Origin of the sequence: Janthinobacterium sp. LS2A (assembly GCF_036543145.1) — a bacterium.
Taxonomy (GTDB): Bacteria; Pseudomonadota; Gammaproteobacteria; order Burkholderiales; family Burkholderiaceae_D; genus Janthinobacterium; species Janthinobacterium aestuarii.
On sequence record NZ_JAZHPB010000005.1, the window covers coordinates 15456 to 30756 of the forward strand.

Consider the following 15301-nt stretch of genomic DNA (forward strand, 5'->3'; position numbering starts at 1 on the left):
CTTTCTGCTGCTAACTCATAACTTCTGCTTACCCTCATTCCCCTTGATAAACGGGCTCCAAGGCTGCGCACGTATCGGTTCCTTGGTTTTCCACACGACATTGAATTGCCCATCGGCCTTGATCTCGCCGATCATCACGGGCTTGTGCAGATGGTGGTTCGTAGCGTCCATGGTCAGGGTGAAGCCCGATGGCGCCTTGACGCTCTGGCCGGCCATGGCGGCGATCACCTTGTCCGTGTCCGTCGACTTGGCTTTTTCCACGGCTTGCGCCCACATGTGGATGCCGACATAGGTCGCTTCCATCGGGTCGTTCGTCACGACCGAACCCGCGTTCGGCAGCTTTTGCGCCACGGCATACGCCTTCCACTGCTTGATGAAGGCCGTATTCACGGGATTCTTGACGGATTCAAAATAATTCCATGCCGCCAGGTGGCCAAGCAAGGGCTTGGTATCGATGCCGCGCAGCTCTTCCTCGCCCACGGAAAACGCAACGACAGGCACGTCCGTGGCTTTCAAGCCCGCATTGCCCAGCTCCTTGTAGAACGGCACATTCGAGTCGCCATTGATGGTGGAAATGACGGCCGTCTTGCCACCCGTGGAAAACTTCTTGATATTGGCGACGATGGTTTGATAGTCGGCGTGGCCGAACGGCGTGTAGACCTCGCTGATATCGCTATCTTTGACGCCCTTGCTTTTCAGGAAGGCACGCAGGATCTTGTTCGTGGTGCGCGGATACACGTAATCCGTGCCCAGCAGCACGAAGCGCTTGGCGCCGCCGCCATCCTTGCTCATCAGGTATTCGACGGCGGGGATCGCTTGCTGGTTCGGCGCGGCGCCCGTGTAAAACACATTCTTTTCCAGTTCTTCGCCCTCGTATTGCACCGGGTAAAACAGCAGGCTGTTGAGCTCCTTGAACACAGGTAAAACCGACTTGCGCGACACGGACGTCCAGCAGCCGAACACGACGGCGACCTTGTCCTGCGCCACCAGCTGGCGCGCTTTTTCCGCGAACAAGGGCCAGTTCGACGCCGGGTCGACGACGACGGCTTCCAGCTTCTTGCCCAGCACACCGCCCTTGGCATTGATCTCGGCGATCGTCATCAAGGCCACGTCCTTCAGCGACGTTTCGGAAATGGCCATGGTGCCCGACAGCGAGTGCAAAATGCCCACCTTGATCGTGTCGGCGGCCAGGGCTGCCTGCATGTAAGTGGAGGTGGCAAGGGCCAGTGCGCCGGCGGCGGCCGCTTTCAGGATGATGCGTCGTGACATGGGGACTCCTGTGATGGGTTCGTGGGGGTCGAGCTGGGCATACGATGTTGTTAAAGCAGAATGCATGCCAGCACCAGCAGGTGTCCGCCATGGTGCACGCGGCTCTCGCCGCACGAAAAAAAACCTGGCTGCACAAGGACTGTGCAGCCAGGTTTCAAATTGCCGTAAAACGGTGCGCCGGACGCAACAATCCCGGCATCAATCCTTGCGCGGTACGCCTCTCAAGCGGCGCCAGCCCTTGCGTCCCAGCGGGAACAGCAACACGAAAGCGATCAGCCACGGCAGGATGTAGGCCATGGCCGTGATGGCGTTGGCCACGCCTTCCGACAGGTTGTCCGTGAAATTGCCCAGCGAGCGCTTGACGGGCGTCCAGAACGATTGCTTGCCTTCCGCGCTGATGGCCACGTTCAGCAAGTCCGTATCGATGCGCTGCATCAACAGCGCGTCGGCCGCCGTCGCCTGCTCCAGCTCTACTTGCACGGTGGCCAGTTCCTTGGTCACCTTGATGAGGGCATCGACATTTGCGCCCGAGCGCTTTTCCAGGTCTTGCAATTGCGCCTGGTATTGCTTGAGCATCTCCAGGCGTTTCTTGCTGTCGAGCACGGGGCGGCCCAGGTCTTCCACCTTGGTGCCCTGGCTGGTGACGTCGCCTTCGGCCGCGACCAGCGCGACAAGCTTCTTGATGCCGGCCGGCTTGGCGCGCATGCTGATGCGCGCATGCACATAGCGCCCGCTGTCGAGGCTGGAATCGAGCAGCAGGCAGCCGTTTTCCGTATCGGCTTTGCAGGCGGCAACCACTTTTTCATACAGGGGCCGCACTTGCGCCTCGTGCGTATCGACGCTGACATTATGTTCATAGGCAAGAAACTCGCTGCCCTTTTCCTTGCCATCGAGACGCGCGGCGCTCGACTGCCCGCCGCTCTCGCCCTTGCCGCCGCAACCGGCCAGCAACATCAGGCCGATCAGACCTACATACACTTTTTTCATGATTTCTTTCCTGGATTATTTTTACAGCGGCAGCAATGTGATATCGGGCAGGTGCGCCGCCACGTCTTGCACAGTGGCGTATTGCGTCAGCGACGCCACCACCTGCGGCAGCGGTTCCGCCCAGATTTCCGGCAAGTCGCGCTCCTCTGGCGCCAGCACGGGAAAGGCCAGCTGCTCGCGTGGCGGCACAAAGGCGGCATCGACGCCGGGTTTGTTGCCGCGCGCATCGATGCGGTACCAGCCAAAGTCCTGCAGATACACGGCGTTCAAGCCATGCAGGCAAAACGGCGGCCCCACTTCGCCGACGGCCAGGCGCTGGTAGCACAGGCCGGCAGGAATGCCGTTGGCGCGCAGCAGCGCGGCCAGCAGATGGCTCTTCGCATAACAGTAGCCCGTGCCATGCTGCAAGACGTCGGAAGCGCGGCAAGTGACGGGATTGCGCCGGTAATCCCAGCTGTGGGCCACCTCGTCGCGCACGAAGGCAAAGCAGCGGGCCGTGATGGCGGCGTCGCCCACGGCGCCGGCCGCCAGTGCGGCCGCCTTGGCGCGCACGGCTGGATGGTCGCTGTCGATATACAGGCTGCTGCCTAGATAGGAGGAAAAGTCGGTAGACATGGCATAAAGGCAATGCGAAAAGATAATGCGCGATTTTAGTCGAAGCTTCGCAACATTCACCGTTTCTTTGCGCAGGAACAAAGAAAATCCACGCGCCGGGCCAGCTGCGCCGGGGACGGTGACTTTGGCGGCGGCCCGGTAGCTGGTATCATGCGGGCAAACACAGCCGACCCTACAGGCCCGGCACAAGCACTACCCTGCGAAGCGGCCCCGCCACCGGGCGCGCCGCCGACGCCACCCTACAGATCAGAGAAACGAGTTCCCTATGAGCACATCATCGTCCCACCCATCGTTCTGGCGCCGTGTCCCGCTGGCTTTCGGCGCTTTCTTCAGCACCCTGTCGGACGCCGCCTATGCGGCCCGCGTGGAAAAGCTGTCCTTGCCCGAGGCTGCTCCCGTCGCGCCAGCGGCCCCGGCGCCAGCCCCCGTGCCGACACCGGCCGCCGCCCCCGTTATCTTGAAAGAAGCGACGCCGGATGCGGCCTTGCAGTTGCTGGCCCTGCTGCAACGCGAAGCGCGCCTGATCGACTTCACCCAGGAAAACCTGGGCAGCCATGCGGACGCCGACATCGGCGCGGCCGCCCGCGTCGTGCATGAAGGCTGCGCCAAGGTCATGCGCGAATACTTCACCATCGACGCCGTGCGCCAGGAAGCAGAGGGCAGCCGCATCGTCCTGCAGGAAGGTTTTGATTCTGCCCAGGTGCGCCTGACGGGCAACGTGGTCGGCTCGGCGCCATTCACGGGCACATTGAGCCACCGCGGCTGGCGCGCGTCCAGCGTGCGCCTGCCGAAACTGAGCGCGCAGCACGACGCCGCCATCCTGGCACCGGCCGAGGTGGAACTGTGAACGACACAATGAACGCCACCCCGAACACCGCGCGCTACGCCATCGGCATCGACCTGGGCACCACGCACAGCGCCCTGTCGTATGTGAACCTGGTCGAAAGCGACGGCGAGCAATCGAGCCACGGCGTGCTGAAAGTGCCGCAACTGTCGGCGCCGGGCACGGTCGAAGAATTGCCGCTGCTGCCATCGTTCGTCTACCTGCCGCACACCGATGAAGTGGCGGCCGGCGACCTGGCCCTGCCCTGGGTCACCGAAGAAGCCGAAGCGCCGTTCGTCGTCGGCGAAATGGCCCGCAGCCGCGGCGCCACCACGCCGATCCGTCTGGTGTCGAGCGCGAAAAGCTGGCTGTGCCACCCGGGCGTGGACCGCCGCGCGGCCATCCTGCCGAACGACGCGCCGGCGGAAGTGGCGCGCATCTCGCCGATCACGGCCGCCACGCGCTACCTGACGCACTTGCGCCAGGCCTGGGACAACGCCCACCCGCAAGCGCCGTTCGCCGAGCAGGAAATCACCGTCACGATTCCCGCCTCGTTCGACCCGGCCGCGCGCGAGCTGACGATGGAAGCGGCGCAGGCGGCCGGCTACACCTCGCTCACTCTGCTGGAAGAGCCGCAAGCGGCCCTGTACAGCTGGATCCAGACGAGCGAAGGCCGCTGGCGCAAGGAAGTCAAGCCGGGCGACATCATTTTAGTGGTCGACGTGGGCGGCGGCACCAGCGACTTTTCGTTGATCGCCGTGCTCGAGCGCGACGGCGTGCTGGAACCGCACCGCGTGGCAGTCGGTGAACACATCCTGCTCGGTGGCGACAATATGGACTTGGCGCTGGCCCACCTGGTGGCCCGCAAGCTGGCCGCCAACGGCACCCAGCTCGATGCCTGGCAAATGCGCGCACTCACGTATGGCTGCCGCAGCGCCAAGGAAAGCCTGCTGGCTGACAGCGGCATGGAAACGGCGCCGATCGTCGTGCCGAGCCGCGGCTCGAAACTGATCGGCGGCTCCATCCGCACGGAACTGACGCGCGCCGAAGTATCCACCTTCATCCTCGACGGCTTCTTCCCGCAGGTGGAAGCGTCGAGCCGCCCGGCCGTGCGCACGCGCGCCGGCCTGACGCAACTGGGCTTGCCGTATGCGCAGGACGCGGCCATCACGCGCCACCTGGCCGCCTTCCTGGGCCGGCAAGTGGCGGCGACTGCCGAACTGGAAGGCTTTGCGGGCCGCCAGTCGGCGGAAGCCAGCTTTTTGCACCCGACGGCCGTGCTGTTCAACGGCGGCGTCTTCAAGTCCGACTTGCTGGTCCAGCGCATCATGGCGACCGTCAACGACTGGCTGTACATGGAAGGCGCGGAACCGGCGCGCATGCTGGCCGGAGCCGACTTGGACCTGGCCGTCGCGCGCGGCGCGGCCTACTACAGCTACGTACGGCGCGGCCATGGCGTGCGCATCCGCGGCGGCACGGCCAGTTCCTTCTACGTGGCCATCGAATCGGCCATGCCGGCCATCCCCGGCATGGAACCGCCGATCCAGGCCCTGTGCGTGGCGCCGTTCGGCATGGAAGAAGGCAGCGAACTGGAACTGCCGGGCCAGCAATTCGGCCTGGTCGTGGGCGAACCCGTGCACTTCCGCTTCTTCGCCTCGTCCACGCGCCGCAACGACCAGATCGGCGACTTGCTCGATTTCTGGGGCCCCGATGAATTGCAGGAACTGAGCGAAATCCAGGCGACGTTATCCGCCGAAGGCCGTCAGGCTGGCGACGTGGTGCAGGTCAAGCTGCATGCGCGCGTGACGGAAGCGGGCACCCTGGAACTGCTGGCCGTTTCCCCTGACGGCGCCGAGCGCTGGAAAGTGGAATTCGACGTGCGCGGCACGCCGCAGCAATAAGCATGCGCAGCGCTGAGGGCAAGCCGGCCTTCCTGGTCGGCATCGACCTGGGCACCACCAACACGGTGGTCGCCTATGCCAATGCTGCCGATACGCAGGCGGGCATCGAGCTGCTTCCCATCGAGCAGCTGGTCGCTCCCGGCGAAGTGGGCGCACGCCCGCTGCTGCCGTCCTTGCGCTACCACCCCGCTGCCGGTGAACTGGCGGCGGGCGACTTGCAGCTGCCTTGGCCACAGCAAGACGTCGCTGGCGTGGAACATGCCGTGCTGGGCGCCCTGGCGCGCCAGCTGGGCGCCCAGGTGCCGGGCCGCCTCGTTTCCAGTGCAAAGAGCTGGCTGTCGCACGCGAACGTGGACCGCCAGGCGCCCATCCTGCCATGGGGCGCCGATGCCGACGTGGCCAAGGTGTCGCCCGTGGCGGCCAGCGCCAGCTACCTGGCCTACGTGCGCGCCGCGTGGAATCACCGCTTCCCGGATTCTCCGCTGGAAGCTCAGGAACTGGTACTGACCATCCCCGCCTCGTTCGACGAGGGTGCGCGCGCACTCACATTGGCATCTGCGCGCATGGCGGGCTTGCCTACCCTGCGGCTGGTGGAAGAACCGCAGGCGGCCTTTTATGATTACCTGCAGCGCCGGCGCGCCACGCTGCGCGACGACCTGGCCGACACGCGCCGCATTTTGGTCTGCGACGTGGGCGGCGGCACCACGGATTTCAGCCTGATCGACGTGGCCTTCGATGACGATGGCGAACCGCAGCTCACGCGCAGCAGCGTGGGCAACCATTTGATACTGGGCGGCGACAATATGGACCTGGCGCTGGCCCACCTCGTGGAAACGCGCATGGCCGCAGGCGTCGAAGGCGGCATGAAGCTGTCTGCCGCGCGCTTGTCGCAGCTGATGGAACGCTGCCGCGCTGCCAAGGAACTGCTGCTGTCGCAGGACGCGCCGGACAAGGCCACCGTCACGTTGCTGGGCGGCGGATCGCGTTTGATCGGCGGCAGCCGTTCCGCCGACGTCACGCGCGAGGAAGTGGCGGCCATGGTGGTCGACGGCTTCTTCCCGAAAGTGGAACTCACCGAGACGGCGAAAAAGGGCCGCGCCGGCATCGTCGAATTCGGCCTGCCGTATGCGCAGGACGCGGCCATCACGCGCCACCTGGCCAGCTTTTTGCAACAGCATCAAGGGGCATTGCCCGACACGCTGCTGCTGAACGGCGGCGTGTTCCGCGCCGACGCGCTGGCGCGCCGCCTGGCAGAAACCATGGCGCACTGGCGGGGCCAGCCCCTGACCATCCTGCATAACGATAATCCCGACGTGGCCGTGGCCCGTGGTGCCGTCGCCTACGCGCTGGCCCGGCGCGGCCAGGCACCGCGCATCGGCGGCGGCTCGCCGCGCAGCTATTTCCTCGTGCTGGGCGACGCGGGCAAGGACCACCGCGCCGTGTGCATCCTGCCCCGTGGCAGCGCCAGCGGCGAAGAAATCCGCCTGACAGAGCGCCTGTTCGCGCTGCGCCTGGGCCGGCCCGTACGCTTCCACCTGGCCACGTCCCTCTTTGAGGCGGGCACGCCACCGCAACTGGGCGAGATCGTCGATCTGGACGCCGGAGAATACTTGCGCCTGCCACCGCTGGCCAGCGTGCTGCAAGCGGAAAGCGGCGACAAGCGCGACATCACCGTGCAGCTGGCAACCGTCATGACGGAAGTGGGGACGTTGGAAGTGCATTGCGTGGCCGAAGCCGATGCCGGCCAGCGCTGGCTGCTGGAATTCCAGCTGCGCGCTGGTAAGGAAGAGCAAGGCGATGACGAGGCTCAAGCCGTTTCGCCACGCATCAAGGAAGCCATCGAGAAGATCGAGCGCATCTTCGGCGGCAAGGCGCAAAAGGTCGACACCAAGGAAGTGCGCCAGCTGCGCCAGCACCTGGAACGGGGGCTGGGCGGACGCGAAAGCTGGGATACGCCGCTGCTGCGCCAGCTGTTCGACGCCCTGATGCTGCGCGCGCGCGGCCGGCGCCGCTCCGCCGAGCATGAGCGGGTCTGGCTGAACCTGACTGGCTACTGTTTGCGCCCCGGCTATGGCGATACGCTCGACCCGTGGCGCATCGAGCAGCTGTGGGCCCTGTTCGACACGGGCGTCCAGCATCACAAGGATAACCAGGTGTGCGCCGAATGGTGGACCCTGTGGCGCCGGGTGGCCGGCGGCTTGAGCACGGAGCAGCAGCTGCGCCTGCTCGACGACTTCGCCTTCAACCTGCAAGCCGATGCGGCCCAGCGGGGCAGCCGCCCCGTCATCCTCGTCAACGGCAGCGACGACGACATGCTGCGCCTGGGCGCCTCCTTGGAGCGCATCCCCGGCGCCTACAAGGCCGAAGTGGGCGCGTGGCTGTTGAAACGCCTGGACAAGGCCAACAAGAAGGGCGAAGCGGCGGACACGAACACCCTGTGGGCGCTGGCCAGGGTCGGCGCGCGCCAGCCCTTCCACGGCAGCGCGCATGAAGTGGTCGACAGCGCCACCGTGGCTGAATGGCTGCACGTGCTGCTGGCGCTGGACTGGAAAAAGACGGAACCGGCCGCGTTTGCCGCCGCCCACCTGGCGCGCATGACGGGCGACCGCTCGCGCGACATCGGCGATGAGCTGCGCGCCACTGTGCTGACCCGCCTGAAAGCCGTGGGCGCCCCACCGCTGTGGCAGGCCATGGTCAGCGAAGTGACGCAGCTCGACGAAGCGAATACCAAGCGCATGCTGGGCGAAGCGCTGCCGCCGGGGTTGAAGCTGATAGGCTGACATCATTGATCACGTAGGTCGGATTAGCCCGGAGGGCGTAATCCGACAACATCGTCGGCAGCACCTGTCGGATTACGCGGCGTGCCGCCGCTAATCCGACCTACCCCTCGCTACGCTCCCCGCGATACCGTGGCAAGCCATCGGCCAGTTTCACCCATTCCACTTGCGTGTCCGTATAGATATGGCTGTGCGGCGGCAAGCGCCCCGGCTCATCGAGACTGCCAGTGGTCAGCCCGACCTCGTCCGGGTCGCGCCCATCCTCGAACGTCAGCTGCGTGCCGCAGCGGGGGCAAAAACTGCGCGTGCAGTGTTCGCTGGACGCATACGGTGTGGCCTGCCCCTGCAGCCAGCGAAAATGCGCCCTCGGCACGCTGAACCAGGCGACAAACGGCGCACCTGAGGCGCGGCGGCACATAGAGCAATGGCAAGCCGTTTCATGGAAGGCGCCCGTGCCCGCTTCGTAGCGCACGTCGCCGCATAAACATCCTCCGCTCAGCATGGCATCCTCCTGCAATTGAAAAGGCGCCCAGTGTAGCGCCGCTGCGGCGCCACGGTTTGCGCTAGATCAGGGCGATGATCAACAGCAGCACCGCCAGCGGCGCCTGCACCAGCACGATGCCCGGATGCGTGCGGCGCAGCTGGGCCCACACGGACAGGCCCGGCACTTCCTCATGCGGATGGTGGGCTTCGTCGCGCAGCGACATCGCGTGCAGGAACATGCCGGCGATCAGCGGGCCGGGATTGACCCACCAGCCCTGCTCGAGCAAGCCGCGCGACAAATAGATGACCAGCGCGCCGATGGCAAACGGCGAGGCCCATACGAGCGCCAGCATCAAACGGATTCCATAGAATTCCGCCAGGGTGCCCACGCGGTGCAGGCGGCTGACATCGTGGTCTTCCATGCGCCGGTCGATGGCCAGCTCGGCGCGGCCGTACAGGGTCCACAGGCCGCCGAACAGGCAGCCCAGCAGCACGCCGATGACGATATCGGCCACGAACACCGCATATTTATTGACGTCGGCCGTGCCGATGCCCAGCGACGTGTGGGCGGCCGCATGCAGGTGCAGGCCGGCCTGCTCGCCTTCGGCCGTCGTATAGCGGTCGCGCACGTCATAGGTGCTGCCGATATACACGACGTCCTTGCGCGGCGCTACGGCGTCCACACCGGCCTGGCCATCGATCAGCTTGACGCGCGTGCGCGTGGGGTTGAGGAATTGCGGCGCCACGGCGGCCGGGTGAAACGGCGCGGTGACGGCATTCTGTTCGGCCGCCGCCTTGGCGTCGCCGCGGATGACGGGTTCGAACGCCCAGCGCGCCAATGCCTTTTCGCTGTCCGTGCGCCGCGCCAGCTGGCACACGCGGCCGGCCAGCGCCACCACTTCCTTTTGCTCGGACAGGGCGGCCGGCATGGGCTGTTTCTGCTCCTGCTCGTCGGCGCCATGCGCCAGCTCGAAGGCGACGGCCGCCAGCACGGGGCTTTTCAGCTCGATGCGCGTGACGGCGCCCATGCGTTCGCGGATGCGCGGGCTGGCAAAGTGGATGCCGGCCGCGCAGCGCGCGCGTATCCACGGCAGGTTGGCGTTGCGGTCCGATTGTTCGGGCAGGATCAGCACCAGTTGCCGGCCATCGGCGGCCAGCCGGTCGAGCAGGCCGTCCAGCGGCCGCTCGCCCGCCTTGTGCTGTTCGTACACGGCTGGTGCCAGGTCCAGGTCGATGGCCAGCACCTTGCTGCCGCGCGCGGCGGCGCTTGCAATCAATTGCTCCAGGCGAGAACGCTCCAGCGGTTCGCGCTCGTCGAAGACCTGTTCGAACGCAGGCTGGTCGATTTCGATGATGCCGGGCCGGTAGGCGGCGCCCGGGTCCTTGCCACGGTCCAGCAGCTGTTCCTGCGCCGCGCTGGCCCGCAGCATGGCCGCATCGAGCCATTCGAGCACGTGAAAACCTTCCAGCGCCAGCATCAGCGCGGCGATCAGGCTGGCGCCGATCACGTGGTGCAGCAGATGCGTACCCGTCAGCTTGAAGGCAGAGCCCAGCTGGACGGCCGGCCACAGCAGGCGCCGCCAGAGTGGCGGGCGCGGTTGATCCGGCTGGCTGGTTTCCACGGTGCGCTCCTCCCTTGCGTGCGATGCCTGAATTGCCATTCAGGCAATAAATGATGACGAAAGGATAGTGTATTGCAGTTGTGTCCGTTTCGCCGCACAACTGGCACGGGTCAACCCCGGCAGCCTACTTCGGCCTGGCCAGCAGCAGCTTGCCCAGCGCTTCGAAGGCCGGCGTGGTGGTCGGATCGTTGGCCGCATTGGCCGCCGTCGGCGTCGAGGCGAAACGCACGATCACCATTTCCGCCTTCGGATCGATGTAGATGCGCTGGCCGTACACGCCGCGCGCCATGTAGGCGCCATGGTCGTTATGCGTGACCCACCACATGTCGCGGTAGCTCCAGCCCTTGAGCAAATCGTAGCCGCCCTTGGCGAACAGCTGCTTGTCGCCGCCACGGCGGATATCGTCGACGGCCGCCTTCGGAATGATTTGCTGGCCGTTGTAGCGGCCATCGTTGCGCAGCATCTCGCCGAATCGGGCCAGGTCGCGCAAGCCCGCGCTCAAGCCGCCGCCGGCAAACGGCGTGCCCGTCGAATCGACCGACATGTAGCCATCCTGCTCGGCGCCCAGCTTTTGCCAGACATGCTCGGACAGGTAGTCGTTGACGTTCCGCCCCGTGACCCTGGCGATGATCCAGCCCAGCACGTCGGAATTGACCGTGCGGTAGCCGAAGCCCTCGCCATGTTTTCCCTCATGCCGCACCGTTTGCAGGTACTCGAAATAGCTGCGCGGCCCCGTGTAATCCTTGGGCTTAGGCAGCGGGTTGCCGGCCGCCGCGTGCTGCCACACTTCCGCGTTCGGGTCGGCGTAATCTTCGCTGAATTTCAGGCCCGTGGTCATGTCGAGCACCTGGCGCACGGTGGCGTCGCCAAAAGCGGATTTGGCCAGTTCCGGCACGTACTCGGCCACTTTCCTGGCCGGATCGAGCTTGCCTTCGGCCACCAGGGCCGCGCCGATGGTGCCCATCACGGACTTCGTCACCGACATGGCGCCATGCTGGCCGCCCTCCTTCAATACGCCGAAATAGCGCTCATACACGATGCGGCCCCGGTGCAGCACGACGATGCCGTCCGTGTAATTGGCGCCCAGCGACTGCTCCCACGTCATCGTGTCCTTCGCGCCCAGGGGCGTGAAGCGCAAGCTGTCGATATCGTTGCGCAGCGCGCGCGGCAAGGGCACAGGCGCCTTCAAGCCGCGCGCCACTGCCACCGTCGGCATCAGCTGGCGGAAGTGCGACACGCTCCAGCGCAGCTGCGGGAAATTGAAATAGCTGCCATCGTCGAAGCGGATGATTTTATCGGCCGGCGGCGGCGCGCCCACCATCCATTGCAATGCAGGCGGATCGCTGGCGGCGGCCGACAGCGGCGCCGTCGTCTCTGCCGCATGGGCGCCGGCGGCCAGCGCCAGGCAGGCTGCGGCCAGAGCCAAGGCCAAGCTGCGGATTGGTGGCAGTGTCGTCATGCATTTCTCCTGTCATGGCTGGCACCCGCGGCGGCGCTCGCTTCATCCGATGCATGCTAACAGAGAAACTTTTTATCTTGTCCTGCGGCATCCTATTGTGCGGGCCACGCGCTGAGACGAACGTCTCACGCGCGCGCCATGCTGCAGCGCAGGATGCGCGGCCCCGCGCTTCGTGCTAAAAACGAAAACACCATAAAAAACAGACACGAGACACTGGAGAGCGCCATGCCCTACGTCCGCCAGACCAGCCATATCGACCGCGTGCGTGACCTGATCGCCGGCCGCATCGTCAATCCAGGCGCCGATACGGCCAGGCTGGCGTCATCGTACCGGCGCTCACTCGACGACTACCGGCTCGATCCCGCATCCACCACGGGGCCGCGCATCCTGACGGGCGCCGAACTGCGCGCCATCCAGCAGTCCGAGGAGGATTTTCTGCGCTCCACGGGCCAGTGCCTGCCCCGCCTGCACGCCATGGTGCGCGAAGCGGGCTACTGCGTCATCCTCGCCAATGCGCGCGGCGTGACGATCGACTACGTGGTCGACACGGACCAGCGCAAAGATTTCAAGAAGGCGGGCCTGTACCCGGGTTCGTGCTGGTCGGAAGAAGAGGAAGGCACGTGCGGCATCGCCTCCGTGCTGCTCGACCACGAAGCCATCACCGTGCACAAGACCGACCATTTTCGTGCCGCGTTCACGGGCCTGACCTGCAGTGCCGCGCCGATTTTTTCGCCGCACGGCGACTTGATCGGCGTGCTCGATGCGTCGGCCCTGCGTTCGCCCGACGCGCGCGACAGCCAGCGCCTCGTCAAGCAGCTGGTGCGGCAAGGCGCGACCCTGATCGAGGACGGCTTTTTTCTCAAGTCCTACAGCCATTGCTGCATCCTGCTGGCGCACCGCAACCGCCATTTTGTGGAAGTGCAGCCGGAAATGCTGCTCGCCATCGACGAACATGGCGACATCGTCGCCGCCAACCGCTGCGCGCGCGACGTCATCGGGGGCCTCGACAGCCTGCCGCGTCACGTCGCCGAGGTGCTGGAAGTGCGCGCCGAGAGGCTGTTCGATGCGCGCGCGGGACGCAGTCTGCTGTCCCTGCGCCTGGCTAGCGGCAGCACCTGGCTGCATGCGCGCGTGCGCGCGCCGCTGCGACCGGCCAAGGCGCGTCCACGCGCCATGCGCGAGGCCACCGTCGCGCAAGACGTGGTGGCCTACACAGCGCCGGAACTGGCCGAACGCACGCGCATCGTCCACGCCATGAACGCCGCCAAATGGCGCCCGCTGCAGGCGGCCGCCATGCTGGGCATCTCGCGCGCCACCCTGTACCGGCGCCTCAAGCAGCTGCACATCGTGGCGCCGCACCGGCAATGATGCGGCAAACGCGCTGAGACTTCCGTCTCAATCGCCGCCATGCTGCGCTGCGCAATGCGGCGCCGGAACGCCAGTGTTACAACATCGTCAGCGGCAACACAGCCGCATCCCATCATAAAGTCAGCAGACTTGGAGGAGACACGATGCAAACCGATATCAACCCGCACGACCTGGCCGTGGCCGGCATCCTGGAGCAGCTCGAAGGCGCGCTGCGCGCCGGCGACAGCACGGGCGCCGCGCAACTGTTCGAACAGGACGGCTACTGGCGTGACCTGGTACTGTTTACCTGGAACCTGAAAACCCTGGAGGGCCGCGAACAGATTGCCGCCATGCTGGCCGCCCAACTGGGCGCCGTACAGCCAGTCTCCGTCCGCATCGCCGACGGCGAGCATGCGGTGGAAGCCGGCGGCGTGCTGCAAAGCTGGATCACGGTGGAAACGAACGTGGCCCGCGGCGTGGGCTTCATCCGCATCCGCGACGGCAAGATCTGGACCCTGCTCACCACCATGAGCGAATTGAAGGGTTTTGAGGAAGCCAAGGGCGGCCGGCGGCCCATGGGCGCCGAACACGGCGCGCGCACCAACCGCAGCAGCTGGCTGGAAAACCGCGAGCAGGAGGCGGCGGAACTGGGCTACGCGCGCCAGCCTTATTGCGTCATCATCGGCGGAGGCCAGGGCGGCATCGCGCTCGGTGCGCGGCTGCGCCAGCTGAACGTCCCCACCATCATCATCGAGAAAAATGCGCGCCCGGGCGACAGCTGGCGCAAGCGCTACAAGTCCTTGTGCCTGCACGATCCCGTCTGGTACGACCACATGCCCTACATCCCGTTTCCTGACAACTGGCCCGTCTTCACGCCGAAGGACAAGGTCGGCGACTGGCTGGAAATGTACACCAAGGTGATGGAACTCAATTACTGGGGTTCGACTTCCTGCGAATCGGCCAGCTTTGACGAAGCCACGGGCGAATGGACAGTGCAGGTACTGCGCGACGGCCAGCCCGTTACCCTGAAACCGAAGCAGCTGGTGCTGGCCACCGGCATGTCGGGCAAGGCCAACATGCCGAAGTTCAAGGGCATGGACGTATTCCAGGGCGAGCAGCAACACTCGTCGCAGCATCCAGGGCCGGACGCCTATGTGGGCAAGAAAGTGGTCGTCATCGGCGCGAACAATTCCGCGCACGATATCTGCGCCGCCCTGTGGGAAGCGGGCGTGGACGTGACGATGGTGCAGCGCTCGTCGACGCACATCGTCAAGTCCGATTCCCTGATGGACCTGGCGCTGGGCGACCTGTACTCGGAACGGGCGCTGGCCGCCGGCATGACGACGGCCAAGGCCGACCTGACGTTCGCCTCGATTCCGTACAAGATCCTGGCCGACTTCCAGAAGCCCGTCTTCAAGGCCATCCGCGAACGCGACGCGGATTTTTACCAGCGCCTGGAAGAACGGGGCTTCATGCTGGACTTTGGCGATGACGATTCCGGCCTGTTCATGAAATACCTGCGCCGCGGTTCCGGCTACTACATCGACGTGGGCGCCTCGGAGCTGGTCGCCGACGGCAAGATCAAGCTGAAAAGCGGCGTCGGCGTGCAGGAGCTGAAAGCCCATTCCATCGTGCTGTCGGACGGCACGGAACTGCCGGCCGACCTGGTGGTGTACGCCACCGGCTACGGCTCCATGAATGGCTGGGCGGCGGACCTGATCTCGCCCGAGGTGGCGAACAAGGTGGGCAAGGTATGGGGCCTCGGTTCGGCCACGACGAAGGACCCTGGCCCGTGGGAGGGCGAACAACGTAATATGTGGAAACCCACGCAGCAGCAGGCGCTGTGGTTCCACGGCGGTAACCTGCACCAGTCGCGCCACTATTCCCAGTACCTGTCGCTGCAGCTGAAGGCGCGCATGGAAGGGTTGAACACGCCCGTGTATGGGCAGCAGGAGGTGCATCACCTGGCATGATCGTCTTGCATGCCGGCGCACGTCGGATTAGCGGTGGATTTTGGC

Annotated in this window: 11 protein-coding genes; 5 read left to right on the forward strand and 6 right to left on the reverse strand. The window is 65.5% G+C overall.

Features of this window, described 5'->3' with window-relative positions:
- Positions 1–15 precede the first annotated feature (15 nt).
- The 3 genes from urtA to V3C40_RS15365 form a co-directional block, all read right to left on the reverse strand.
- Positions 16–1269, reverse strand: a complete 1254-nt coding sequence (urtA, locus tag V3C40_RS15355; RefSeq protein ID WP_070305111.1) for an urea ABC transporter substrate-binding protein — start codon at positions 1267–1269, stop codon at positions 16–18.
- A gap of 198 nt (positions 1270–1467) precedes the next feature.
- Complete coding sequence (locus tag V3C40_RS15360) at positions 1468–2256, reverse strand: DUF4349 domain-containing protein (protein ID WP_070305113.1); 789 nt, start codon at positions 2254–2256, stop codon at positions 1468–1470.
- 21 nt (positions 2257–2277) lie between these two features.
- Positions 2278–2871 (reverse strand): transglutaminase-like domain-containing protein, encoded by a 594-nt coding sequence (locus tag V3C40_RS15365; RefSeq protein WP_331777897.1) that lies wholly within the window; start codon positions 2869–2871, stop codon positions 2278–2280.
- Between the two features lie 265 nt (positions 2872–3136).
- On the opposite strand from V3C40_RS15365, the gene V3C40_RS15370 reads away from it, so the two are divergent.
- From V3C40_RS15370 to V3C40_RS15380, 3 genes are read left to right on the forward strand one after another with little or no spacing between them, the layout of a single operon-like run.
- Positions 3137–3718, forward strand: a complete 582-nt coding sequence (locus V3C40_RS15370; protein ID WP_070305115.1) for a DUF2760 domain-containing protein — start codon at positions 3137–3139, stop codon at positions 3716–3718.
- Between the two features lie 8 nt (positions 3719–3726).
- The gene (locus tag V3C40_RS15375) at positions 3727–5595 is read left to right on the forward strand and encodes an Hsp70 family protein (RefSeq protein ID WP_331778093.1); all 1869 of its coding nucleotides are present in this window, start codon (positions 3727–3729) and stop codon (positions 5593–5595) included.
- Positions 5596–5597: 2 nt separating this feature from the next.
- Positions 5598–8375 (forward strand): Hsp70 family protein, encoded by a 2778-nt coding sequence (locus tag V3C40_RS15380; RefSeq protein ID WP_331777898.1) that lies wholly within the window; start codon positions 5598–5600, stop codon positions 8373–8375.
- 100 nt (positions 8376–8475) lie between these two features.
- Here the strand turns inward: V3C40_RS15380 and V3C40_RS15385 are convergent, their stop codons facing one another.
- From V3C40_RS15385 to V3C40_RS15395, 3 genes are all read right to left on the reverse strand, one after another.
- On the reverse strand, positions 8476–8874 hold the full coding sequence (locus tag V3C40_RS15385; RefSeq protein ID WP_331777899.1) for a GFA family protein: 399 nt from the start codon (positions 8872–8874) through the stop codon (positions 8476–8478).
- Between the two features lie 61 nt (positions 8875–8935).
- Complete coding sequence (locus V3C40_RS15390) at positions 8936–10477, reverse strand: CHASE2 domain-containing protein (RefSeq protein WP_331777900.1); 1542 nt, start codon at positions 10475–10477, stop codon at positions 8936–8938.
- Positions 10478–10601: 124 nt separating this feature from the next.
- Positions 10602–11936 (reverse strand): serine hydrolase domain-containing protein, encoded by a 1335-nt coding sequence (locus tag V3C40_RS15395; protein WP_331777901.1) that lies wholly within the window; start codon positions 11934–11936, stop codon positions 10602–10604.
- Between the two features lie 225 nt (positions 11937–12161).
- Between V3C40_RS15395 and V3C40_RS15400 the strand changes: the two genes are divergently transcribed.
- Both V3C40_RS15400 and V3C40_RS15405 read left to right on the forward strand, forming a co-directional pair.
- Positions 12162–13304, forward strand: coding sequence for a sigma-54-dependent Fis family transcriptional regulator (locus tag V3C40_RS15400; protein ID WP_072452929.1), 1143 nt, complete (start codon positions 12162–12164; stop codon positions 13302–13304).
- Positions 13305–13447: 143 nt separating this feature from the next.
- A complete protein-coding gene (locus V3C40_RS15405; protein ID WP_072452923.1) occupies positions 13448–15256 on the forward strand; it encodes an NAD(P)/FAD-dependent oxidoreductase in 1809 nt (602 codons plus the stop codon).
- Positions 15257–15301 lie beyond the last annotated feature (45 nt).

Excerpts from the sequence above, each read along its gene's own strand:
- V3C40_RS15360 (WP_070305113.1), bottom strand. The coding sequence starts at position 2,256 with ATGAAAAAAGTGTATGTAGGTCTGATCGGCCTGATGTTGCTGGCCGGT.
- V3C40_RS15385 (WP_331777899.1), bottom strand. The coding sequence starts at position 8,874 with ATGCTGAGCGGAGGATGTTTATGCGGCGACGTGCGCTACGAAGCGGGC.
- urtA (WP_070305111.1), bottom strand. The coding sequence starts at position 1,269 with ATGTCACGACGCATCATCCTGAAAGCGGCCGCCGCCGGCGCACTGGCC.
- V3C40_RS15370 (WP_070305115.1), top strand. The coding sequence starts at position 3,137 with ATGAGCACATCATCGTCCCACCCATCGTTCTGGCGCCGTGTCCCGCTG.
- V3C40_RS15375 (WP_331778093.1), top strand. The coding sequence starts at position 3,727 with ATGAACGCCACCCCGAACACCGCGCGCTACGCCATCGGCATCGACCTG.
- V3C40_RS15365 (WP_331777897.1), bottom strand. The coding sequence starts at position 2,871 with ATGTCTACCGACTTTTCCTCCTATCTAGGCAGCAGCCTGTATATCGAC.
- V3C40_RS15380 (WP_331777898.1), top strand. The coding sequence starts at position 5,598 with ATGCGCAGCGCTGAGGGCAAGCCGGCCTTCCTGGTCGGCATCGACCTG.
- V3C40_RS15400 (WP_072452929.1), top strand. The coding sequence starts at position 12,162 with ATGCCCTACGTCCGCCAGACCAGCCATATCGACCGCGTGCGTGACCTG.
- V3C40_RS15395 (WP_331777901.1), bottom strand. The coding sequence starts at position 11,936 with ATGACGACACTGCCACCAATCCGCAGCTTGGCCTTGGCTCTGGCCGCA.
- V3C40_RS15405 (WP_072452923.1), top strand. The coding sequence starts at position 13,448 with ATGCAAACCGATATCAACCCGCACGACCTGGCCGTGGCCGGCATCCTG.